This window comes from Agromyces ramosus (assembly GCF_030817175.1).
GTDB lineage: Bacteria > Actinomycetota > Actinomycetes > Actinomycetales > Microbacteriaceae > Agromyces > Agromyces ramosus_A.
Genome location: NZ_JAUSYY010000001.1, coordinates 242,140 through 264,939 on the forward strand (window position 1 = coordinate 242,140; position 22,800 = coordinate 264,939).

The following is a 22,800-nucleotide window of genomic DNA, read 5'->3' on the forward strand; positions in this document are numbered from 1 at the left end:
TTGCTCCTATTGGGTGGTGGGCAGGTCTCAGCCCTTGACGGCTCCGGCGAGCGCGGACGGGCCGCCGAGGACTCGCGAGACGAGCACATAGAGGGTGATCACGGGAACGGAGTAGAGCAGGCTGAACGCGGCCAGCTGGCCGTAGGCGACGGAGCCGTACTGGCCGAAGAACGCGAAGATGCTGACGGCGGCGGGCAGCTTGTCGGGCGAGAGCAGCAGCACGAAGGGCACGAAGAAGTTCCCCCACGCGCCGATGAACACGAAGATGAACACCACGGCGAGGCCGGGCCGCATCAGCGGCACGACGATGCGGGTGAGCGTCGCCATCATGGATGCCCCGTCCATCCACGCGGCTTCCTCGAGCGTGACGGGGACGCTGTCCATGAAGCTCTTCGTCATGTAGATCGCCATCGGCAGGCTGGTCGCGGCGAGGAAGAGAATGGTGCCCGCCATCGAGTCGATGAGGTTGAACGCGACGAACAGGCTGTAGACCGGCACCATCATCGCCGTGATCGGCAGGCAGGTGCCGAAGAGCACGCCGTAGAGGAACGGCTTGTTGATGCGCATGCGGTATCGCGACAGCGGGTACGCCGCCAGCACCGCGACGATGACGGTGATGATGGCGCATCCGGCCGAGAGGATCAGGCTGTTCAGCAGTGGGATGAATGCCTTCTCGGGCGTCATGACGTCGACGAAGTTCTGGAGGGAGACCGCGTCGGGGAGCTTGATCGACAGGGTCGCGCGTTCGTCGACGGAAGCCAGGACCAGCCAGACGAGGGGCAGGCCGAACGCAACGCCGACCAGCAGCAGCACGCCGTTCGACACGGCCCGGAGGCTCCGCCGGCTGGGTGAGGTCATGCCCATGGTCAGTCCACCTCCGGCTTGAGGGCGCGAAGGTACACGACCGAGAAGAACGCGCCCACGAGCAGCAGGATGGTGGCGATCGCCGTGCCGAATCCGAGCTTGCCGAACTGGAACGCCTCTTGGTACGCGAGCACCGGCAGTGTCGAGCTGTCGGTTCCCGGCCCACCCCCGGTCATGACGAAGATGAGGGTGAACACCGACAGTGTCTGCAGCGTCGTGAGCATCAGGTTGGTCGAGATGCTGCGCCTGATCATCGGGATCGTGATGAACATCAGCCGCTGCCAGCCGCGCGCACCGTCGACCTCGGCCGACTCGGTGATCTCGGGCGGCACGTCCTGCAGCGCGGCCGAGTACACGAGCATCGAGAACGCGGTCCCGCGCCAGATGTTCGCGAGGATCACCGCGAGCATCGGGGTCGCATAGAGCCAGTTCGTCCCCTCGAGCCCGAGGAAGCCGAGCATCGTGTTCAGCGTGCCGGTGTCGTTGAAGAACGCGTACGCCGCGAACGACGCGACGATCTCGGGGAGCACCCACGCGGTCACGACGAACGTGCCGACCATTCCACGGGCGAACGGGCTGGAGGAGCGCATCAGGATGGCGAGGCCGAGGCCGATCACGTTCTGGCCGACGATGGCGGAGGCTACCAGGAAGACCAGCGTGAGCATCACCGACTTCGGGAAGTCCGGGTCGGCGAAGAGCTCGGCATAGTTCCGGAAGCCGACGAACGACGCTCCCTGTGCGGCGGATCCGGTGAGCGATGCGTCGGTGAACGACCCGTAGAACGAGCTGATCACCGGGCCGAGCAGGAAGATCACGAGCAGCACGATGGCGGGCAGCAGCGGGATGCTGCGCACGAGCGATCGACGGGCGCCGGCCTTCGGCCGGCCGGGCCGGGGATCGACTCCCCGGCCCGGCGCGGCGTCCGGTCGTACCTGTACGAGCGTGGACATCGGCTACTTCGAGCTCGTCGTGTTCTCTTCGCCCACGATCCTGACGACGGCCTCGTCGTACGCGGCGGCGGCCTCAGCCGGGCTCTGCTGGCCCGTCATGACCGCCTCCATCGCGATCGTGATCTCGCTCGAGATCTGGCCGTAGTCACTCGTCGCGGGCCGGAAGTTCGTGACCGAGACGATCTCGGAGAAGAACCCGAAGGTCGGGTTCGCCGCCTGGTAGTCGGGATCCTCGGAGACGTCACTGCGTACCGCGATCTGGCTTGCGGCGATGTCGTACGCCTGCGAGTTGTCCTTGTCGAGCGCCAACGCGATGAAGTCCCAGGCCGCGTCCTTGTTCGTCGACTTCGACCCCATGGCAAGCGTCCAGCCGCCAGACATGCTCGTCGCGCCCGGCTCGTCGCCGTTCTGGGTCGGCATCGGCGCCTGGGCCATGACCTCGCTCCACTCCGGCCACGGTGCGGTGCCCGTCTCGAGCCACGTGCCGCTCAGCCACGAGCCGTCGAGTCCGATGGCGAGCTTGCCCTGCGGGAACCACTCGCTGGAGACGAGGTTCCCGACGTTCTTGTCGAGCGCCTGCTCAGGGGTCGGGCCGAGACCACCCTGGTAGAGGTCCTGGATGAACGTCAGGGAGTCCTCGAAGCCCTGCGATCCGGTCACCCACTTCTTCTCCTCGGTGTCGTACAGCGTGTCGCCGGTGCCGTAGAGCAGCATCTCGAAGCCCTGCATGGCCGCAGCCTCACCCTGCGCCTTCCCCGAATAGACGTTGAGCGGAACGACGTCCGGCAGCTCGGCCTTCACCTTCGCGGCCGTGTCGAGCACGTCCTGCCACGTCTTGGGCTCCCACGGCACGGGCACGCCCGCCTGCTCGAACACGGCGGTGTTGTACCAGAGGGCGCGAGTGTCCGTGCCCATCGGGATGCCGTACGTCTTGCCATCTCCGCCGAGCCCGGCACTCTTCGCGTTGTCGTAGAACGCGTCCCAGTCGTCCCACGACTCGGTGTACTCGTCGAGCGGCGCGAGATATCCCGCGTCGGCGTCGGACTCGACCATGAAGGTGTCCTCGTACATCACGTCAGGGGCGGTGGACGCCGACTGGTTCATGAGCGCGAGCTTCGTGAAGTAGTCGTTCTGCTGCGCCTCGATCGGCACCAGCTCGACGGTGAGCCCCTCGTGTTCGGCCTCGAACGCCGCCTTCACCTGCTTCATGTGATCGTCGAGCTGGGTGAAGGTGCCGAACTTCTGGTAGGCGACCCTGATGGTGTCGGATGACTCGCCGCCGTCGGCCGTGCATCCCGACAGGGCCAGCAGCCCTGCTGCGGCGAGTGCCGTCGCCGCCGTGAGTGTGTGCTTCATCAAATCTCCTTGTGGTGTGCGTTGGGGTCAGTAGACGTGGCGCCACTGGTTCGGCGTCCAGCTGAGCACCGCGAAGATCTGCACCACCGCGGCCTGCTCGAGCAGCTGGGTGTGCGTGCCGTCGAAGACGAACAGTCCGGTCGACGTGTCGCGGTTCTCCGACCAGACCTCATCGGCGTAGTCCTGCATGGCGTCGCGGTAGGTCGAGCCACCGGTCACCGACTCCAGCAGCAGCAGGTTCTTGAAGAAGATGGAGTTGAAGAATGCGGGCTGGCCGGCCAGGCGCCCTTCGTCGATGTAGTAGCGGTGAGCGGCCTCCGCGATCCGCGTGGCCTCGTCGAGGTACTGCTGCTCGCCGGTCACCTCGTAGAGCAGCACGTTCACTCCCACGGGCACGCCCTGGTTGTACGACCAGATCGTGCGTTCGATGTTGCCCGCCAGGTCGACGTGATCCCAGTAGAGCCCGTCGGGCCGCTGCAGGTTCTCGTTGGTCCACGTGTACATCCGCAGCGCCCAGTCGAGGTAGTGCTGCTCGCCCGTGATCTGGTGGAGCCGCAGTCCCAGCTGAGCGCCCGGCATGTTGGATACGGTGTTCCGGTCATTGCTCCAGGGCGCTTGCGTCCAGAACACGCCGCCGGGGTTCGGGTGGCTGGGGTCCGAGTCCCAGCCCGACACCACGAGGTCGAAGATCTGCTCGGCACGCTCCAGCGCCGCCTCGTCGCCGTCGGTCAGGTACCGCTGCACATCGAGGAGCCCGACCCACTGGTTGTCGTCGTAGAAGTAATCGCCTCCGGAGCCGTACTGGCCGACGGGGTACGAGGCGTAGCCGGGAAGTCCGGTCGACCCGCCGTCGGCATCCCAATAGTGCTCCTGTGCGGCCGCGGCCGTCGCGAGTGCCGCGTCGTACCGGCGACCGTTCACTCCGGGCTGGTTGGCGAGATCGGCGATCGCGATGTGGGCCTGCGAGAACGGCCACTCGAACGCGTACGGCCGGTCGCCCGACTCAGCGGGGATCTGCTCGCGGTAGAGACCGCTCCCGTCGGCGACCGCGAAGTGCTCCTGCATTGCGGTGAACGCCGCGTCGGCGCGTTCGGAGTTGTCGTGCCGGTTGGCTGCATGATGGCGCTCGGCGGAACGAGGCTCCTCCGCGGTGGCCGCCGCGGCAGGGGTGAGTGCGGAAAGCAGTAGTGCCGAGGTCGCTGCGACGGCGGCCGCGGCGGCAAGCGTGCTCTTCATGGATCTCCCTTGATTCCAGTGATCTGCCGCAGCGGCATCGTTGCCGAGGGCCTGACCGTATAACTAAAACGCATGGACTAATTCTTGTCAACAGTCGTCCGACTCCTGATCGGCGCTCGCCGGAGCTCGCTCGTGGCCCCTGCCCAGACGCCTCAGCCCGAGATCAGCAGCGCCGAGGGGCGCGGCGAGAGCGCGTCGTCGAGCACGAGACATGCGGCGCCGACCGCGGCGACATCGTCGCCGATGCTTGAGACGGCAACCCCGATGGGGTGCGTCGTGACGAGCGCGGGCGACGAGTTCACCAGTTCCGCGATGCGGCGCAGCAGGACGCGAGACACGCGATTCCAATAGGGTCCGCCGAAGACGACCGTATCGAGGTCGAGCAGGTTCGCGACCGTGACGACCGCGACCGAGATGCGACTCGCCGTCGCCTCGAGCAGGTCGGATGCCTCGGCGTCGCCGCCCTCGGCGAGCGCGGCGATCTGCGCGAGGCCCTCATCGACCTCGGTGGCGCCGAGGCGGCCCACCGGTCGCGCGATGAGGCCCGTTGCGATCGCTGAGGCGACCAATCGGCGCGGCATGATCGAGTCGCCGAGGCATCCGCGGCGGCCGCAACCGCAGACCGGCCCGTCGGGGTCGACGATGATGTGCCCCGCGTCGCCCGCGTTGTTCGTCGCACCCCGGACGGCCTCGTGCGCGATCGCCAAGCCCACGCCGACACCGGTGCCGTAGTAGAAGAACATGAAGTCATCGCGCTGATGCGGCGAACTCATCCAGAGCTCGGCGACCGTGGCGGCGGTCACGTCCTTCTCGAGCAGCACCGTCAGGCCGGTGGACTCCGCGAGAGCTTCCCTGAGGGCCACCCCGTGCCACCCCTCGAGGAGCGGCGGATCGAGGACGACACCTCGCTCGAGGTCGAGTGGGCCCGGCGCTGCGATTCCGACGCCGAGGACTCGTGAGCGCTCGACTCCCGCCTCGACGATGAGCGCCTCGATGGAATCCCGCATGCTCGCGATCACGCGATCGGGCGTGACATCCGAGGGGGTCCTCAGCGCCTGGTGCGCGACGACCCTCCCGTCGAGGTCCAGCACGACGTAGGTGATCACCGAGGGATCGAGATGCACGCCGATCGCATAGCCCCCGGATGGATCCAGCTCGAGGATGATGCGCGGCTTGCCGACACCGAGAATGCGCTGGCCCGCCTCACGGATGATTCCCTCATCGAGGAGACGGCGTGAGACGTTCGAGACGGTCTGCGCGCTCAGGCCGGTCTGCTCGGCGATCTCGACTCGGCTCAATCCGTCGCGGTTGCGCCGGATCGTGTCGAGGATCACGATCTGGTTGAATCCGCCCAGCGCATGAACGTTCGTGCCTCGTCGCATGCAACCCCCCTCGAGCAGTCTGTCACCAGTATGCCGCTCGGGGGCCGGTGCGATCTCGGGCGCGTCAGCGTGAGTTGAGCAGGGTCCACGCCTCGAGCGCCGCGGCCATCTCGGCCTGCTTCTTGCTCGAACCCTCGCCGGAGGCGGCGACGAGCTCGCCGACCGTGACGGTGGCGATGAAGTGCTTGTTGTGATCAGGGCCGCTCTCGGCGACCGAGTAGGACGGCGCAGGAGCGCCGCGCCGCGCCGCGATCTCTTGCAGGCTCGTCTTCGGGTCCATGGAGGCGCCGAATCGCGCCGGGTCCTGCATCAGCGGTGCCACGAGGCGCAACACGAGCGCGGTGGCAGCGTCGCCGCCGGCGTCGAGGTACACGGCGCCGATGATCGCCTCGACGGTGTCGGCGAGGATCGACGGCTTGTCGGCGCCACCCGTCATGGTCTCACCGCGGCCGAGGCGGATGAACCGGCCGATGCCGATTGAACGACCGACCTCGGCGAGCGCGACACTCGAAACGAGGCTCGCGCGACGCTTGGCCAGCTCGCCCTCGTCGAGATCGGGGTGGTCGTTGAAGAGCTTCACCGTCACGGCCTGCCCGAGGATCGAGTCGCCGAGGAACTCGAGGCGCTCGTTCGTCGGGATGCCGCCGTTCTCGTACGCGAATGACCGGTGCGTGAGCGCGAGGAGCAGCAGGGCAGGATCGATCTCGACGTGCAGCGTTCGCTGCAATTCGTCGAGCGTGCGATCCCGATGAGCGCTGGGCTCTGTTCCTGCGTGCTCCGTCGGCGTCACGACCGGTCGATCGGGAGTCTGCGGCCGACTAGACGTCGGCGACCTTGCGGCCCTTGTACTCGAGGAAGAGCGGCGTGCCCGCTGAGTCCTCGACGACCTTCGCGCGGTGCGGGAGGCTGTAGGTGACCTTGCCGTTCTCGACGGTCTTGACGAGCGTGGGGACCTCTGCCTTCCACTGCGCGCGGCGCATGTGGGTTCGGGCGCGTGACTTCTTCCGCTTCGGAACAGCCATGACTATCTCTCTCTCTGCTGGTCGGCCCCGGATTCGGCATCCGGACCGCTGTCTTCGGAAGCCTGGAACCCGGTGAGCGCGGCCCAGCGAGGATCGCTGTGCTCAGGGGTGACGAGTTCCGGATGATCGGCCAGTCGGAGCCCGGTCTCGGGGTCGAGACCTGGGCAATCCGGTCGGCACACCGGCTGGAACGGCAGTGCCAGCACTACCGCATCGCGGATGAGCGATTCAAGATCCACGTGGTCGTCTTGAACCTCATACTCGATTGCTTCTCCAGAATGATACCCGAAGAGCTCTTGGAACTCGACTTCGACCGGCAGGGCGATGTCGATGAGGCATCGCCCGCACTCGCCTTCGGCGACGGCGTCGACCTCGGTGGTCACGAGGATGCCCTCGTGCACGGACTCCAGTCGGGCGTCGACATCGAGTGCTGCGCCGCTGCGCACCGCGACGAGCCCCTCGCCCATCTGCTCGGCGACATCGACGGTGAACTGTTCCTCGCGCATCTCACCGGGACGGTTGATGAGATCGCGAACGTTCAGGTTGAGCGGTGAATGCTTCGTGGCCACGATCGACGATTCTACGCGCCGACGCGTGAACGTTCGCCGAAGAGCGCGCGTGCCCGCTCCAACAGGGAATGCGGCATGAACGTCGCGCGCGCGCGCTCGACCGGAGTGGCGTCGTCGGCGAGCGCAGATCGCGCCAGCGCGAGCTCGTCGAGGAGCCTCGCGCCGCCCGGGCCCGTCACGGCCGGCCCGTACCGCTCGCGCTCCACGGCGTCGCGGAGCGCGACGAGCGCGTCGCGCTGCGGCCCGGCCGCGAACGCCGGCCGCTCGCCGAGATGCGCCGCGAGGGCGCGCGGGGTCTCGGCGACATCGCCGCCCGCGTCGAAGTCGCGCGCCGAGGCCATGAGCTCCTCCCATGCGGCATCCGCCGGCCGTTCACCTCGACGCATGCGACCGTGACGGGTGATGCGCTGTCCCAGCCGCAACGCGGCCGGGAGGAGCAGGATGACGACGGCGAGGATCGCGAGCAGCGAGCCGCGCACCCACCACGTGTCGGCGCCGAAGGCACCGCCCGAGGGATTGGCCAGGCCGCGATCGGGATCGAGGTCGGAGCGATCGGCGGCGCCGGGCGTGGCGGGCGCTGCACTCTGGACCGGCGCGGTTCCGGCTTCGCCGGCGCCGGGCCGCGAGTAGTCGGGCACGCTGCCGCGTCCGGGCGTCGGCTCGAAGGGCACCCACCCGACCCCATCGAAGTACAGCTCGGGCCAGGCGTGCAGGTCGTGCGAGTCGACGTCGACGCGCTGCACGCCGTTGACGCGCTCCTGCGTCGGCGTGCCCTGCGTGTAGCCGATCGAGATGCGTGCGGGAATTCCGGCGTCGCGAGCGATCACCGCCATCGTGGAGGCGAAATGCACGCAATAGCCGGCCTTCGTCTCGAGGAACTGGGCGATGACATCGAAGCCGCCCCCGTCGTATCCCTCTTCGACGGGCGCCTCGGTCGAGTAGTCGAAGGCGGTCGAGCGCAGGAACGCCTGGATGGCGACCGCCGCGTCGTAGGGCGACGACGCTCCGGCAGTGACAGCTGCCGTGGTCTCGCCGATGATCGCGGGCATCTCCTCGGGCAGTTCGAGGAACTGGTCGAACTCCGCCGAGCGCGGAAGCTCGGCGTTGCGCAGCTGGGAGACGGTCGGCTCGACGACGAGCCGGTTCGCGCGGTAGCGCTGGCCGCCCGTGTTGGTGTCGACGCTGCGCACCGTGAGCGCTCGGTCGTCCCAGAACCACGAGCCGCTGAGCCCTTCGATGCTCGTGGTCGGGTACGGCACCGGGAGCCAAGTCGTGCGCACGTCGTCGACGATGACGTCGATCGGATGCTCCGCCGTCTCGACCTCGTCGGAGAGCCCGACGGGACGAGGCAGCTGATCGACGGTGTTGTCGCCGTCGACGGACGACTCGGTCGCGCCCCACACCTCTCCTTCGAAGCGATCGAGCGTCAGCAGCGTGAAGTAGGGGCGATCGGCCTCGCGGGCGAGGTAATGGAACGCGGGGCTCGCCTCGGGGCGCCGAAGGTCGCGCCCGAGGTCGATGAAGGGGCTCACGCCGCGGGCGAAGAGGTTGCCCTGGCCCGGTGAACCGAGCAGCAGGCTCGTCGAGATGCTCGGCGTGGACGCGGCGAGCACCGATGCGACGAGCAGGCCCACGACCGCGAGGCCGAGCGACGCGCCGAGCGTCGAGACGATGGGCACCCGCGCCGGCGGTACGACGGTGGCCGCATCGTCGCCGACGGGGTCGGCAGCGAGCGTGGCCCGTCGGCGCACGCGCACATCCACCCGGAGCAGGAGCAGGTACGCGGCGGCCGTCAGCACGAGCGTCGGCACGTCGGCACCCGCCTCGATGATGAACCCCGGGATGAGGGTCGGCACGAGCGCGGGCGCCGCAGCGAGGGCGGGCATGCGCACCGTCTGCACGAGCACGTCGGTGAGCACGGCGAGCAGGCCCACGCCGAACGCGAGCGCGAACGTGAGCGCCGGCACCGGAATCGCCGGCACCGATTGCTGCTCGATCGTGCGCGTCGCACCCGTGAGCAGTTCGCCGAAGACCTCGAAGGTGCTCTGCGTGGGGATGATCAGCGCGATGCTCGTGCCACCGCCGAACACGAGCGTGAGGAGCAGGAGCAGCGCGACGAGTTCGAGCACCGGGACGAGGGACGCCGGGGTGCGGATGGATCGGAGTCCGGCGCCCGTGAAGAGCGTGCCCGCCGCGATGAACGCGCAGAGCCACCACCACCCGCTGCCGGCGATGAGCGGGCCGAGCGCCATCGTCGCCACGACGAGAAGCAGGAACGACGCAGCCGTGAGGGCCAGTCGTTGCCCCCGCGAGAGCGGGGCGGGGTCAGGGCGCATCCGCCACCCCCTCGGTCTCGACGGCGAGCGGGCTGGCCGCCGCGGCGAATCGCGTGCGCGCCGGCGCGGCGGTGCCGGACCACGCCGCCCCGATCTCGCCAGGGCGGCGCACGCGCACCACGCGCCAGTCGGCGTGCTCGAGCGCATCGACGATGCGGGCCGAGACGCCCTCGGTGACGAAGGCGACGGCCGGCTCGAACGTGGGTCGCAAGGCGACGAGCGTGCGGGCATCGCGTTCGTCGGGGTCGACGAGCACCGCGAAGCCGGGCATGCGCGCCTCACGCGCTCGCGGCGCCGCACCGCCGGCATTCTCGGCCGACGCCGCCTCGTCGCCGCCCGGGCTCGTCGGGCCCTCCAGCCGTGCAAGGTCTTCGAGGAACATCCGATCGCCGCCCGGCATGCGGTAGCCGCTCGCGGATTCGGTGGACAGCGCACCGCGCTCGGGGTCGCCGACGCGATCGCAGCGCACCCGGAACCCGCGCTCGAGCAGGTGAACGCCGATCGAGGCCGTGACCTCCACGCCCAGCTCGAAGCCGAAGTGCACTCCCGCGTCGCCCTCGCGCCGCAGCGAGGACACCCGGGGTCGCCCGGCGAGCGTGGTGTCGAGGATGATGCGCGCCTCGGGGTCGCCGCGCTGCTCCTCTTCGCGCACCATGAGCTCACCGCGACGAGCCGTCGCCGCCCAGTTCACACGTCGCAACGGGTCGCCGTAGCGGTATTCGCGGGCGATGAGCTCATCGGAGTTCGGGTGCGAGAGCCGCCTCAGGCCGTGCAGCACCCCGTCGACGCTCGCGGCGGAGCCGAGCGCCGCGTCGAGCGGCGTCACGCGAGGCGTCACGACGACCTCATGGCCGCTGCCGACCTGCCGTTCGATGCGGGCGAGTCCGAACGGGTCGGTGATGCCGACGCGCAGCGGCCCGATCTGGTACACGCCGCGTCGCGGCATCCGTACCCGGTACTCGACGCGCACGGTGTCGTCACCCGAGGGCAGCACTCCCTCGTATGGGCCGATCGCGGGCAGCACCGCTTCGGCGGGGGCCGTGAGCGGTTCGGGCACCTCGTCGCGCCAGTGCGCGCCGTCGAACGTGCGCCGTGAGCGGTTCTGCACCGTGAGCGAGACCCGGGTGGCGCCTCCGGCACCCACCACGGGCGGCGCGAAGAGCCGCGTCACCGCAAGGTAGGGCGAACGGAGCTGCACGAACAGGGCCGCGACGATCGGCATCGCGATGCCGACGAACGCGAGCAGGAGGATGTCACGCAGGTCGAACCACAGCGACACGGCGAGGAGGAGGGCGCCGACCACGACGAGCGCACCGCCGCGGCCGGTGAGCCGCGGCCAGGCGGCCCGAAGAGAGCGGGGGCGTCTCATCGGTCAACTCCTTCGCGCGCTGCCCACCGGAATGGGCGTCTCGCCCACGATGCGACGCACGATGGCGTCGATGAGCGGCCCGCTGTCGCGGTCGTGCGCGCCGATCGCGCGGCTCGTGGGAACGAGGCGGTGTGCGAGCACGGGAACGGCGAGGGCGTCGACATCGTCGGGCAGCACGAAGTCGCGCCCGTGCATGGCGGCGTGGGCCTTCGCCGCGCGGATGAGCTGCAGCGTCGCACGGGGGCTCGCGCCGAGACGGAGCTGCCGGTCTTCGCGGGTCGCCCTGGCGAGGTCGACCGCGTACTCCTTGACCGGCGGCGAGGTGAAGACGTGCTGCACGGCGCCGATCATGCCCCGGAGCTCGACGAGGCTCACGACCGGGCCGAGGTGCTCGAGCGGACTCGACGTCTCGCGGGTGGCGAGCATCGCGAGCTCGTCGAGGGCGGCGGGATAGCCCATCGAGATGCGCGCCATGAACCGGTCGCGCTGCGCCTCGGGCAACGGGTACGTGCCCTCCATCTCGACCGGGTTCTGGGTGGCCACGACGGTGAACGGGGGCTCGAGCCGATAGGTCGTGCCGTCGGCCGTGACCTGGCGCTCCTCCATGCACTCGAGGAGCGCGGACTGCGTCTTCGGGCTCGCCCGGTTGATCTCGTCGCCGATCACGATGTTCGCGAACACGGGGCCGCGCTTGAACTCGAAGCGTCGGCTCGACTGGTCGAACACCGAGACGCCCGTCACGTCGCTCGGAAGCAGGTCGGGGGTGAACTGGATGCGGCTGACGGTCGCGTCGACCGAGCGGGCGAGGGCCTTCGCGAGCATCGTCTTGCCGACGCCGGGCACGTCTTCGATGAGGAGGTGGCCCTCGGCCAGGAGCACCGTGAGCGATGCCGTGACGGCGTCGCGCTTTCCGGCGATGACCGCCTCGACGTTCTGCACGATCGCAGCCGCGAGCGAACCCACCTCGTCGATGCCCATCGGCTCCGCCGGTGTCGCCTCGTCGGGGCCGTTCATCGTCAACGCCGCTTCGGTCATTGGGTCATCGCCGCCTGGAGGTAGTCGGCGACCACGGGAGGCACGTAGGGGGCGACGTCGCCCCCGAGCGCCGCCACCTGCCGAACGAGTGAGCTGGAGACATGGGCATTGCCGGGATCGGGGAGGAGGAACACCGTCTCGACGCCCGCGAGGTGCCGGTTGACGATGGCCATCGGCGTCTCGTAGGCGACGTCGAGCTGCGAGCGGATGCCCTTCACGAGCACGGATGCCCCGACGTCGGTGCAGTAGTCGACGAGCAGGCCCATGCTCCACGATGCCACCACGATGCGACCCACGATGCCCGCATCGGCAACGGCCCGCTCGATGAGCGCGACACGCTGCGAGATGGGCAGGAGCGCCGACTTGTCGGGGTTGTGCACCACGACGACGTGCAGCTCGTCGTAGAGCCCCGCGGCCCGTTCGATGACGTCGAGATGGCCGCGCGTGACGGGGTCGAACGATCCTGGGACGACGGCGATCCGCTGCATACGAATCAGCGTAGTGCGCGGAGGCCTTCGTGGCAGGGCCTGTGCAGAGTCTCAGCCCTTGCTCAGGTATCCGCTGGCCTCGGCGTCGAGTCGGCGGCGCACGGCGGCGGCGAGGGCGCGGTGCTCGGTGAGCCGGGGGTCGCTCGCCAGCAGCTCCTGCGCGAGCGAACGGGCGTCGGCGATCACGTCGCCGTCGCGCGCCACGCGGAGCAGGCGCAGCGACGAGCGGCCGCCCGACTGGGTCGCGCCGAGCACGTCGCCCTCCTGGCGGAGCTCGAGGTCGACCCGGGCGAGCTCGAACCCGTCGAGCGTGGCGGCGACGGCCTCGACCCGCTGCAGCGCCACCGAGCCCGCCGGTGCCGACGTGACGAGGAGGCAGAGCCCTGGGACCGACCCCCGGCCCACACGACCGCGAAGCTGATGCAGTTGCGACACCCCGAACCGATCGGCGTCGACGACCACCATGACGCTCGCGTTGGGAACGTCGACGCCGACCTCGATGACCGTCGTCGCGACGAGCACGTCGAGCTCGCCCGCCGCGAAGCCGCGCATCGTCGCGTCCTTCTCGTCGGCGCTCATGCGCCCGTGCAGCGGGGCGATGCGCGAGCCGGCGAAGGCCGGATGTGCGCGCAGCTCGGCGAGCACCGAGGCGACGGATGCCGCGGGCGTCGCGGCATCCGTCTCGTCGCCGCTCTCGCCGCCGTCGTCTTCGGCGACCCGCGGCTCGATCGCCGGGCAGACGACGAAGCCCTGCCGCCCCTGTGCGAGCTCCTCGGCCAGTCGCTGCCAGATGCGCGCCCGCCACGCCGGCCGCGCGGCGAGCGGCACGACGTGCGACTCGATGCCCGCCCGGCCGGCAGGGAGCTCGCGAATGGTGGAGACGTCGAGGTCGCCGAACACCGTCATCGCGACGGTGCGCGGGATCGGGGTGGCGGTGAGCACGAGCACGTGCGGCGGGTGCTTGCCCTTGAGGCGCAGCGCCTCACGCTGCTCGACGCCGAAGCGATGCTGCTCGTCGACGACGACGAGGCCGAGGTCGGCGAACGAGACGGTCTCGCCGATGAGGGCGTGCGTGCCCACCACGATGCGCGACTGCCCGGCAGCGGCGCGCAGCATCGCCTTCTTGCGTTCGGCCATCGGGAGCTGGCCGGTCAGGAGTGTCGGCATGAGCTCGGCGGAGAGCTCGGGGCCGAGCATCCGCACGATCGAGCGCAGGTGCTGGCCGGCGAGCACCTCGGTCGGGGCGAGGAGCGCCGACTGCCCGCCTGAGTCGGCGACGGCGAGCATCGCACGGAGCGCAACCACGGTCTTGCCGGAGCCCACCTCGCCCTGGATGAGCCGGTTCATGGGCACCGGATGGGCGAGGTCGTCGGCGACCTCTGCGCCGACGGAGACCTGGTCGCCGGTGAGCTCGAATGGGAGGGCGGCATCGAAGCGCTCGAGTGCACCCCCCGGCGACGGATGCCTCGCGGTGGTCGTGTGCGCGCGCAGCTCGGCGCGCCGCTCGAGGAGCGCCGTCTGCAGCACGAACGCCTCGGTGAATCGCAGGGTGCGGCGCGCCGACTTCCAGTCGGACTCGTTCGCCGGGCGGTGCACCGCCTCGAGCGCCTCGCGCTGGCCGAGCAGTGAGCGGCTCTCGCGCACCGCGGCGGGCACCGGGTCGTCGACGGGGCCGAGGCCGTCGAGGAGCAGCGCGATCGACTTCGCGAGCTGCCAGCTCGCGAGCGTGCCGGTCGCGGGGTAGATGGGGATCGGCGACTCGGCCCAGCGCTTCGCCGCTTCATCGTCGGCCGAGAGCTGCGTGGTCTCGTCGAAGAGCTCGTAATCGGGATGCGCGAGCTGGCGGGCCCCCTTGTAGTCGCCGACCTTGCCCGCGAAGATCCCGCGTGCGCCGGGCTTCAACTCGCGTGCGCGCCACGCCTGGTTGAAGAAGGTGAGGGTGAGGATGCCGGTTCCGTCGGAGATCTTCGCCTCGAGGATGGAGCCCCGCCGCGAGCGCATCGTCCGTTCGCGCACCTCGAGCACCTCCGCGACGATCGTCACGTTCTCATCGAGCGGCAGCGAGGCGAGCGCCGTGAGCTCGCCCCGGAGGGCGTAACGGCGCGGATAGTGCGCGAGCAGCTCGCCGACGGTGAGGTAGCCGAAGGCGCGCTCGACCGCCTGCGCCGTGCGCCCGCCGAGCGCCCCCGCGAGCTTCGTGTCGAGCGAGTAGGCGCCGACGAGCGACGGCGCGTCGTCGCCGACGCCGGCGCGCGCACCACCGGCGCCCGCGGCATCCGCTTCGTCGGCCGTCATGCCTCGATCGTAGGCGCCGCCCCCGTCAGCGCGGCCAGCTCGGCCTGCACGTACGGGTCGTCGGGGCGTGCGGCGGCCAGGGCGCGCTGCACCTCGAGCGCCTCATCGGTGCGACCGAGTGAGCGGAGGCACCGCGCCACCGACCAGCGGGCGACATGCCGCTGCTCTGCCGTGCCGTAGGCGTCGGCGACTTCGACGGCCTGCTCGAAGTGCGTGAGGGCCGCCGCCGCACGACCGCTGTCGTGCATCGTCCAGCCGAGGTTGTTGTGCAGGGCGACGCCCCAGCGCAGCACGCGCGGATCGCGCACGCCGGCGAGCACGTCGAAGCCCTCTGCGGCCCACTCCTCCTCGTGGCCGGCGTCGTGCAGCGCCAGCATGTGCAGCGCGTCGAGCACGAGGAAGGGCGAGCCGGCGAGCGCCGCCTCGCGAACGCCGCGGGTGAGCTCGGGCACTGCGTCGGCGGGTCGCCCGCCGGACGCCACGATGCGGCCCCGCTCGATCGCCACGCGTGCCCGGATCTCTGCAGCGTCGCGTTCGGGCGCGGCGGTGGCCGGCGGCTCCGCCGCGAGCGCGTCGAGCACGGCGGTCGCCTCGTCGGCACGGCCCTGGATGCCGAGGGCACGCGCCAGCTGCGTCGTCATGACGGCGCGCACGTGGGCGGGGTGTTCGTCGTCGTCGGCGGCCTCCCGGAACCGCTCCTCACTGCCGGCGGGATCACTGAAATCCCACAGCCGGTCGATCATCTGCTGCTCATCGCCTCGATGGCGGGACGGTTCGGCGGGCACCTGGTCGGTCGAGTCATCCACCCCTCCATCATGGCAGCGCCGAGCGATGGCTCGATATGCTGCCGGAAGCATGACCCGCATCATCGCCGGATTCGCCGGCTCCCTCACCCTGCACGTGCCCCGCTCGGGCACGCGTCCGACGAGCGACCGCGTGCGCGAGGCGATCTTCTCCGCGCTCGAGTCCCGCGACGCGATCGAGGGCGCCAGTGTCGTCGACCTGTACGCCGGGTCCGGCGCGCTCGGCCTCGAGGCGGCGAGCCGCGGCGCCGCCGAGGTGGCGCTCGTCGAGCGGGCGAAACCGGCTGCCGAGGTCTGCAAGCGCAACGCCGACGCCGTGCAGCGCGCCGCCCGCGGCCATGCCGCCGTGCGCATCCGAGTCATTCCCCGTCCGGTGGCGACCTACCTCGAGGGCGCCGCGGGCGGCATCGACCTCGCGTTCATCGACCCGCCCTACGAACTCGGCGAGGCCGCCCTCACGCGCGACCTCGAGCTGCTCGCGCCGCTGCTCACCGACGACGCGATCGTCGTCGTCGAGCGCAGCGCACGCTCGCCCGAGCCCGCCTGGCCCGCCGGCATCGAGGTCGACCGGCGGCGCGACTACGGCGAGACGACGCTCTGGTGGGCCGGCCGCGCGCCGCGTCAGCCGGTTCGGCCATCCCAGCCCGAGTAGGGATCCCAACCGAGCGTGTCGATCGGCCGCCCGTCGACGCTGAGCACTCCGGATGCCGCGGTGACCAGTCCGATCGTCATGAACGGCTCCGGCACCGAGGTGTCCGGCGGGAACGTGGCCAGCAGGCCGTGGTCCTCCGCGCCGGCGAGCGCGATGCGCGCGTCGGGGCCGAGCGCCCCGCCGTCGAAGTCGATGCCGACGCCGCTGGCCTCCGCGATGCGCCGCGCATCGCGAGCGAGGCCGTCGGAGACGTCGAGCATCGCCGTGGCGCCGGCGAGGGCCGCGACGACGCCGGCCGCGACCGGCGGGGCCGGAGCGAGCTGCGCACGCACGAGCTCGGGATGCCGCGAGCGCAGGTCGTCGGCGAGGGCGGCATCGGGCTCCCCCGTCGCATCGGTCGCCTCGGCGAAGAGCAGGGCGAGGCCTCGGGCGGCATCGCCACGCACGCCGGCGTGTGCGACGACATCGCCGGCCCGCGCGCCCGAACGCAGCACCGGTGAACGCCCCGCGAGGTCGCCGAACGCGGTCACGGCGAGGGTGAGCACCGGCGACGCCGAGAGGTCGCCGCCCACCACTCCCGCGCCGGGCGCGAGCGCCGCGAGACCCTCTCGGAGTCCGTCGGCGATGCCTTCGAGCACCGACACGTCGGTCGACGGGGGCGCGGCGATCGCGACGACGAGCGCGGTCGGCCGCGCGCCCATGGCGGCGACATCCGTGAGATTCGTCGCGGCGGCCTTCCAGCCGAGCTCGAAGGGGGTCGACCAGGCGAGCCGGAAGTCGGGACCGTGCACCATCAGGTCGGTCGTGACCACGAACCGGCCGTCGGCGGCGTGCACGAGGGCCGCGTCGTCGCCGGCCCCGAGAATCGCGGCGTCGCCCGGCCTGAGGCGCGGAAGGATGCGCGCGAGCACCGCGTCCTCGCCGAGCTCTGCCACGGTCGCGGTTTCGGCCGCGGCATCCGCTCGCTCATGGCCCAGCTCAGGATCCGGCGCGGTCATGCCTCTCACGGTAGCCTGAACGGGATGCCTCACCCAGTCGTGCCCTCGCCGCGCCGCGGGCGCATCCACCGTCTCGCCGCCGTCACCTCGGCGCTCGCGGGCGCCCTCGTGCTCTGCGGGTGCAGCCAGACCGTCCCCGTCGATCCCGCGCCGCAGGCGAGCGACGCCGACTGTGCAGCCGTCGTCGTCCGCCTGCCCGACGTCATCGGGGCGGGCACCGATGCCGAGCAGCCCAAGCGTGAGACGAACGCGCAGGGCACCGGCGCCTGGGGCACCCCCGCGTCGGTGGTGCTGCGCTGCGGCGCGCCCGTGCCGGGCCCCACCACGCTGCGCTGCGTGAGCGTCGATGGCGTCGACTGGATCGTCGACGAGAGCGACGCGCCCCGCTACCTCTTCACCACCTACGGGCGCACGCCCGCCGTCGAGGTGCTCGTCGACAACGACGTCGTCTCGGGCACCACGGCGATCGCCGACCTCTCGCCCGCCGTCGCCGTCATCCCGGCCGTCGACGCGTGCACGTCGGTCGATGACGCCATCGACGCGCCCGACGACTAGCGGGGTCCTCGGGCGTGCCCGACCTCGATGAGCTCGCCGATCAGGTCGGCGTAGCTGAGCCCCGAATTCTGCCAGCAGGTCGGGAACATCGAGATCGGCGTGAAGCCGGGCATCGTGTTGATCTCGTTGACGACGAACCCCTCGCCCGTGAGGAACACGTCGACGCGGGCGAGGCCCTCGCCGCCGACCGCCTCGAATGCGCGGCGAGCAATGCGCTGCAGCTCGAAGAGCTCGCCGTCGCCGAGGTCGGCAGGGCAGATCAGTTCGACGCCCGGGGCATCGAGGTACTTGGCCTCGAAGTCGTAGAACGCGCGTCCGGTGACGACGACCTCGCCGGCGACGCTCACCCCGATTCCGGTGCCGTCGCTCCCCTCGAGCACCCCGCACTCGATCTCCCGGCCCTCGACGGCCGCCTCGACGAGCACCGAGCGGTCTTCGGCGAAGGCGACGTCGAGCGCCCCGTCGAGCTCGGCCCAGTCGTCGACCTTCGTGACGCCGACCGAGGAGCCGGCCCGCGCCGGCTTGACGAAGACCGGCAGGCCGAGCGCGCGCGTGCGCCGCTGCCAGAGCTCGGGGTCGGCCTCGAGCGCGCCACGTGTGAGCGTCACCCACGGCGCGACCTGGATGCCGGCCCCCTCGAGCACCGTCTTCGTGAAGTGCTTGTCCATGCCGATCGCCGACGCGAGCACGCCGTTGCCGACGTACGGCAGGCCGAGGAGCTCCAGCAGCCCCTGCACCGTGCCGTCTTCGCCGAAGCGACCGTGCAGGATCGGGAAGACCACGTCGACGTCGCCGAGCGAGCGCTCGCCGGCGGCGTCGACCACGCGGAGCTCGCGCGATGCAGCGCTCTCGGGCCAGCGCACCCGGGTGTCGTTGTCGGCGACCTCGGGCAGCGCATCGGGATCGAGGGCGAACCGCGCCGGGTCATCCGATTCCAGCACGTAGGCGCCGTCGCGGGTGACCCCGACCGGGATCACCTCGTAGCGATCACGATCGATCGCTCCCAGCACTCCCCCCGCCGTTGCGCAGCTGATCGAATGCTCGCTTGAACGCCCGCCGAAGAGCAGAACCACCCTGAGCTTGTCCATCGATCGTCCTTTCGCCCTGCGGCTCGTCATCGGTCGTGAGGTGGGGCGCGATGTCCCGCGGGTCGAGCGTGCCGGCGAGCACCTGCCGCACCTGCTCGACGATGGGCATCTCGACGCCCTTCGCCCGGGCGAGCTCGAGGATCGGCGCGACCGATGCGAGCCCCTCGGTGGTCTGCTGCATCTGGTGCACGACGTCGTTCAGGTGATAGCCCTGGCCGAGCAGCCGGCCCGCGGTGTTGTTCCGCGAGAGCGGCGACTGGCTCGTGGCGATGAGGTCGCCGAGCCCGGCGAGTCCCGCGAGCGTCTCGGGCTGGGCACCATAGGCGACCGCGAAGTCCGTCATCTCGACGAGGCCGCGCGTGATGATCGACGCCTTCGTGTTGTCGCCGTAGCCGACGCCGTCGACGATGCCGATCGCGACGGCGATGAGGTTCTTCAGCACGCCGGCGAACTCGGTGCCGATCACGTCGGTGTTCACGAAGCTGCGGAAGTAGCGATTGCGGGCGATGGATGCCACAGCCTGCGCGGTCTCGAGGCTCGTCGATGAGACGACCGCCGCGGTGGGCTGCTCCTTGGCGATCTCGAGGGCGAGGTTGGGGCCCGAGACCACCGCGATCTGCGACGGATCGATCGGCAGCATCTCGGCGATGACCTCGCTCATGCGCAACCCGGTGGCCTTCTCGACGCCCTTCATGAGCGACACGACGGTGGCCTCGGCGTGGAGGTGCGGTGCGATGACCTTCAGGTTCTCGCGCAGCGACTGACTCGGCACCGAGATGTACACCTGCTCGGCCCCGGCGAGGGCGAGGTCGAGGCGGCTCGTGGCACGGAGTCCGAGCGGCAGGTTCACTCCCGCGAGGTAGTCGCTGTTGCGCTTCGCCTCTTGGATCTCGCGCGCGAGCTCGGGGCGGCGCGCCCAGATGACCACGTCGGCCCCGCCGTCGGCGAGGATCTTCGCGAACGTCGTGCCCCAGCTGCCCGCGCCGAGGACGGCGACCCGCTTGCCATGGCCCTTGCGGCCCTGCGTCCTAGTCTTCAAGTCTGCCGGTCTCCTTCTGGCCGTGGGCCGTGGGGTCCCAGCGCTGCGGCGGGGCGGGCTCGCCTCGCACCTCGCCGAGGAGCGCGGCGATGGCGTCCATGAGCTCGGCGGTGGCCTTCAGGAGCGACGACTGGTCGAGCGGCCGACCGCGGTAGGCGCCGAGGTCGAGCGGCTCGCCGATGATGACGTCGATGGTCTTGCGGGGGAAGAGGCTGAGCTTCTTGCCATAGCGGGGCATCAGGGCCTGGGTGCCCCAGTGCGCGACCGGGATGATCGGGATGCCGCGTTCGAGCGCGATGCGCACCGCTCCGGTCTTGCCGCGCATCGGCCACAGGTCGGGGTCACGCGTGAGCGACCCCTCGGGATACACGACCACGAGGCGGCCCTTCTCGACGAGCTCCTCCGCGGCGCGCAGCGCAGCGTGACTCTTGCTGCCCGCACGCTCGACCGGGATCTGCCCCGACGTGCGGAGGAGCCACCCGAGCAGCGGGTTCTTGAACAGCGACGCCTTGGCGAGGAACCGCGGCGCCCGTCCGAGTTTCCAGCTCACCACGCCGATGACGACCGGATCGATCTCGCTGTAGTGGTTGGGGGCGAGCACGAACGCGCCGCTCTGCGGCATCCGCTCAGGATGATGGAACCGGAATCGCACCGCCAGGTTCATGATGGGCAGCACGAGGGCGGCGAGCAACCAGAAGAACGAGGGCCGGCGGGTCTCCGAACGTGCCTTCACAGCAGCGTGGGGAGGCGAGTCGTCGTGTGGCACTCCCCCATTATGCTTCGAGTTCGAAGTCCGCCCCGAGGAGCTCGAGCTTCGTGATGAAGTTCTCGTAGCCACGGGCGATGATCCCGACGTTCGACACCGTCGAGCGGCCGTCGGCCGTGAGCGCCGCGATGAGGTGGCTGAAGCCGCCCCGAAGGTCGGGCACCTCGATGTCGGCGCCGGTCAGGTGCGTCGGACCGGAGATGACCGCGGAGTGCTGGAAGTTGCGCTGGCCGAACCGGCACGCCCCTGCCCCGAGGCACTCCTTGTGCACGTCGATCGACGCACCCATCTCGACGAGTGCGTCGACGAAGCCGAAACGCTGTTCGTACACGGTCTCGTGCACGATCGAGACGCCGTGCGCCTTCGTGAGGGCCACGACGAGCGGCTGCTGCCAATCGGTCATGAACCCCGGGTGCACGTCGGTCTCGATGATGACCGGCTTCAGCTCGCCGCCCGGGTGGAAGAAGCGGATGCCGTCTTCCTGGATCTCGAAGTCGCCGCCGACCTTGCGGAAGACGTTGAGGAAGGTGAGCATCTCGGCCTGACGTGCACCGCCGACGAAGATGTCGCCGTCGGTCGCGAGGGCGGCAGCGGCCCAGCTGGCAGCCTCGTTGCGGTCGAAGAGCGCACGGTGCGTGTAGCCGTCGAGCTTCTCGACGCCCTCGATGCGGATGACGCGGTCGGTGTCGACCGTGATGATCGCGCCCATCTTCTGCAGGATGTTGATGAGATCCATGATCTCGGGCTCGATGGCTGCGCCCGAGAGCTCGGTGATGCCGTCGGCCAGCACCGCGGTCAGCAGCACTTGCTCGGTGGCTCCGACGCTCGGGTAGGGCAACGACACCTTCGCGCCGTGCAGCCCGCTCGGCGCGGACATTCGGATGCCGCTCGGGAGCTTCTCGATGATGGCACCGAAGTTGCGCAGCACCTCGAGGTGGTAGTCGATGGGGCGGTCGCCGATGCGGCAGCCGCCGAGGTCGGGGATGAACGCCTCGCCCAGGCGATGCAGGAGCGGACCGCAGAAGAGGATCGGGATGCGCGACGAACCCGCGTGCGCGTCGATGTCTGCCATGTGCGCCGTCTCGACCGCCGATGGGTCGAGGATGAGCTCGCCGTCGACCGCGCCGTCGGTCACGGTCACGCCGTGCACCTCGAGCAGGCCTCGCACGATGCGCACATCGCTGATGTTGGGAACGTCTTTGAGCACGCTCGGCGTGTCACCGAGGATCGCGGCGACCATCGCCTTCGTGACGAGGTTCTTCGCGCCCTTGAGCTCGATGCGGCCGCGAAGCGGCTTGCCCCCGTTGATGGTGATCTTGTCGACCTGCAACCCGACCGCCGTTCCGTGGTTCTTGGCGTCCTGCCCGAGTGTGTTCACAGACTCCCTGATTCTGCCGGCTCCCTGATGGGAAGCGTCTTCGGCCGCCAAGCTTCTCGATGTGATTCGAACTCGGCGATGGCGTTCTCGTCCCGGAGGGTGAGGCCGATGTCGTCGAGCCCCTCGAGAAGCCTCCACCGAGTGTAGTCGTCGATGTCGAACGGCACGGTGAGCGCACCGGCGCTCACCCTACGCTCAACCAGATCGACCGTCACCGCTATTCCCGGCTCCCCCTCGATCGCCTCCCAGAGGCGCTCGACCGCCTCGTAGGCGACCTGCGCGGCGACGAGTCCCTGCTTTCCGGAATTGCCGCGGAAGATGTCGCCGAACCTCGAGCTGATGACGACGTCGAAGCCGTAGTCCCTGAGCGCCCACACGGCGTGCTCACGGCTCGATCCGGTACCGAAGTCGGGGCCTGCGATGAGAATGCGGGCTCCCGCGAACTCGGGTCGGTTCAGCACGAAATCGGGGTCCTGGCGCCAGGCGAAGAACAATGCGTCTTCGAAGCCGGTCTTCGTGACCCGCTTCAGGAAGACGGCGGGGATGATCTGGTCGGTGTCGACGTTGGAGCGTCGCAACGGCACGGCAGTGCCCGTGACAGTGGTGATCTTCTCCATGG

22 protein-coding genes are annotated in these 22,800 nt (G+C 70.1%); 2 read left to right on the top strand and 20 right to left on the bottom strand.

Features of this window, described 5'->3' with window-relative positions; translation table 11 throughout:
- Positions 1 to 27: 27 nt before the first annotated feature.
- The 14 genes from QFZ26_RS01125 to QFZ26_RS01190 form a co-directional block, all read right to left on the bottom strand.
- Positions 28 to 858: a carbohydrate ABC transporter permease gene (locus tag QFZ26_RS01125; protein ID WP_373460665.1), complete on the bottom strand. Its 831-nt coding sequence runs from the start codon at positions 856 to 858 to the stop codon at positions 28 to 30.
- An 8-nt stretch (positions 859 to 866) separates the two neighbouring features.
- Positions 867 to 1,814, bottom strand: a complete 948-nt coding sequence (locus QFZ26_RS01130; RefSeq protein ID WP_307038650.1) for a carbohydrate ABC transporter permease — start codon at positions 1,812 to 1,814, stop codon at positions 867 to 869.
- A gap of 3 nt (positions 1,815 to 1,817) precedes the next feature.
- The gene (locus QFZ26_RS01135; RefSeq protein WP_307038651.1) at positions 1,818 to 3,170 is read right to left on the bottom strand and encodes an extracellular solute-binding protein; all 1,353 of its coding nucleotides are present in this window, start codon (positions 3,168 to 3,170) and stop codon (positions 1,818 to 1,820) included.
- 27 nt (positions 3,171 to 3,197) lie between these two features.
- Positions 3,198 to 4,406: a glycoside hydrolase family 76 protein gene (locus QFZ26_RS01140; RefSeq protein WP_307038652.1), complete on the bottom strand. Its 1,209-nt coding sequence runs from the start codon at positions 4,404 to 4,406 to the stop codon at positions 3,198 to 3,200.
- Between the two features lie 152 nt (positions 4,407 to 4,558).
- Complete coding sequence (locus QFZ26_RS01145; protein ID WP_307038653.1) at positions 4,559 to 5,788, bottom strand: ROK family transcriptional regulator; 1,230 nt, start codon at positions 5,786 to 5,788, stop codon at positions 4,559 to 4,561.
- Positions 5,789 to 5,852: 64 nt separating this feature from the next.
- Positions 5,853 to 6,515 (bottom strand): ribonuclease III, encoded by a 663-nt coding sequence (gene rnc / locus QFZ26_RS01150; protein ID WP_307038654.1) that lies wholly within the window; start codon positions 6,513 to 6,515, stop codon positions 5,853 to 5,855.
- A gap of 91 nt (positions 6,516 to 6,606) precedes the next feature.
- Positions 6,607 to 6,810 (bottom strand): 50S ribosomal protein L32, encoded by a 204-nt coding sequence (gene rpmF, locus QFZ26_RS01155; protein ID WP_022891802.1) that lies wholly within the window; start codon positions 6,808 to 6,810, stop codon positions 6,607 to 6,609.
- A gap of 2 nt (positions 6,811 to 6,812) precedes the next feature.
- Positions 6,813 to 7,379 (bottom strand): YceD family protein, encoded by a 567-nt coding sequence (locus QFZ26_RS01160; RefSeq protein ID WP_307038655.1) that lies wholly within the window; start codon positions 7,377 to 7,379, stop codon positions 6,813 to 6,815.
- An 11-nt stretch (positions 7,380 to 7,390) separates the two neighbouring features.
- Positions 7,391 to 9,715, bottom strand: coding sequence for a DUF3488 and transglutaminase-like domain-containing protein (locus tag QFZ26_RS01165; RefSeq protein WP_307038656.1), 2,325 nt, complete (start codon positions 9,713 to 9,715; stop codon positions 7,391 to 7,393).
- On the bottom strand, positions 9,705 to 11,084 hold the full coding sequence (locus tag QFZ26_RS01170; RefSeq protein WP_307038657.1) for a DUF58 domain-containing protein: 1,380 nt from the start codon (positions 11,082 to 11,084) through the stop codon (positions 9,705 to 9,707). The genes QFZ26_RS01165 and QFZ26_RS01170 overlap by 11 nt, the downstream gene beginning before the upstream one ends.
- A 3-nt stretch (positions 11,085 to 11,087) precedes the next feature.
- Entirely contained in the window at positions 11,088 to 12,062 is a 975-nt protein-coding gene (locus QFZ26_RS01175) for an AAA family ATPase (RefSeq protein WP_307044872.1), read from the bottom strand.
- A gap of 53 nt (positions 12,063 to 12,115) precedes the next feature.
- Positions 12,116 to 12,607, bottom strand: a complete 492-nt coding sequence (coaD, locus tag QFZ26_RS01180; protein ID WP_307038658.1) for a pantetheine-phosphate adenylyltransferase — start codon at positions 12,605 to 12,607, stop codon at positions 12,116 to 12,118.
- Between the two features lie 51 nt (positions 12,608 to 12,658).
- A complete protein-coding gene (locus tag QFZ26_RS01185; protein ID WP_307038659.1) occupies positions 12,659 to 14,902 on the bottom strand; it encodes an ATP-dependent DNA helicase RecG in 2,244 nt (747 codons plus the stop codon).
- Positions 14,899 to 15,708, bottom strand: coding sequence for a tetratricopeptide repeat protein (locus QFZ26_RS01190; protein ID WP_307038660.1), 810 nt, complete (start codon positions 15,706 to 15,708; stop codon positions 14,899 to 14,901). Before QFZ26_RS01190 ends, QFZ26_RS01185 begins: the two co-directional genes overlap by 4 nt.
- Before the next feature lie 49 nt (positions 15,709 to 15,757).
- Between QFZ26_RS01190 and rsmD the strand changes: the two genes are divergently transcribed.
- The gene (gene rsmD, locus QFZ26_RS01195; RefSeq protein ID WP_307038661.1) at positions 15,758 to 16,357 is read left to right on the top strand and encodes a 16S rRNA (guanine(966)-N(2))-methyltransferase RsmD; all 600 of its coding nucleotides are present in this window, start codon (positions 15,758 to 15,760) and stop codon (positions 16,355 to 16,357) included.
- Here the strand turns inward: rsmD and thiL are convergent.
- On the bottom strand, positions 16,327 to 17,355 hold the full coding sequence (thiL, locus tag QFZ26_RS01200; RefSeq protein ID WP_307038662.1) for a thiamine-phosphate kinase: 1,029 nt from the start codon (positions 17,353 to 17,355) through the stop codon (positions 16,327 to 16,329). The genes rsmD and thiL overlap by 31 nt on opposite strands.
- Before the next feature lie 24 nt (positions 17,356 to 17,379).
- On the opposite strand from thiL, the gene QFZ26_RS01205 reads away from it, so the two are divergent.
- Positions 17,380 to 17,910: a DUF3515 domain-containing protein gene (locus QFZ26_RS01205; protein ID WP_307038663.1), complete on the top strand. Its 531-nt coding sequence runs from the start codon at positions 17,380 to 17,382 to the stop codon at positions 17,908 to 17,910.
- Here the strand turns inward: QFZ26_RS01205 and QFZ26_RS01210 are convergent.
- Genes QFZ26_RS01210 through leuD form a run of 5 tightly spaced genes read right to left on the bottom strand, consistent with a single transcriptional unit; the run spans position 17,907 to position 22,798 of the window.
- The gene (locus tag QFZ26_RS01210; RefSeq protein ID WP_307038664.1) at positions 17,907 to 18,998 is read right to left on the bottom strand and encodes a D-alanine--D-alanine ligase family protein; all 1,092 of its coding nucleotides are present in this window, start codon (positions 18,996 to 18,998) and stop codon (positions 17,907 to 17,909) included. The genes QFZ26_RS01205 and QFZ26_RS01210 overlap by 4 nt on opposite strands.
- Positions 18,898 to 20,037: an NAD(P)H-dependent glycerol-3-phosphate dehydrogenase gene (locus QFZ26_RS01215; RefSeq protein WP_307038665.1), complete on the bottom strand. Its 1,140-nt coding sequence runs from the start codon at positions 20,035 to 20,037 to the stop codon at positions 18,898 to 18,900. The genes QFZ26_RS01210 and QFZ26_RS01215 overlap by 101 nt, the downstream gene beginning before the upstream one ends.
- Positions 20,027 to 20,770: a lysophospholipid acyltransferase family protein gene (locus QFZ26_RS01220; RefSeq protein WP_307038666.1), complete on the bottom strand. Its 744-nt coding sequence runs from the start codon at positions 20,768 to 20,770 to the stop codon at positions 20,027 to 20,029. The genes QFZ26_RS01215 and QFZ26_RS01220 overlap by 11 nt, the downstream gene beginning before the upstream one ends.
- A 40-nt stretch (positions 20,771 to 20,810) precedes the next feature.
- Positions 20,811 to 22,181, bottom strand: coding sequence for a UDP-N-acetylglucosamine 1-carboxyvinyltransferase (murA, locus tag QFZ26_RS01225; protein WP_307038667.1), 1,371 nt, complete (start codon positions 22,179 to 22,181; stop codon positions 20,811 to 20,813).
- On the bottom strand, positions 22,178 to 22,798 hold the full coding sequence (gene leuD, locus QFZ26_RS01230) for a 3-isopropylmalate dehydratase small subunit (RefSeq protein ID WP_307038668.1): 621 nt from the start codon (positions 22,796 to 22,798) through the stop codon (positions 22,178 to 22,180). The genes murA and leuD overlap by 4 nt, the downstream gene beginning before the upstream one ends.
- Positions 22,799 to 22,800 lie beyond the last annotated feature (2 nt).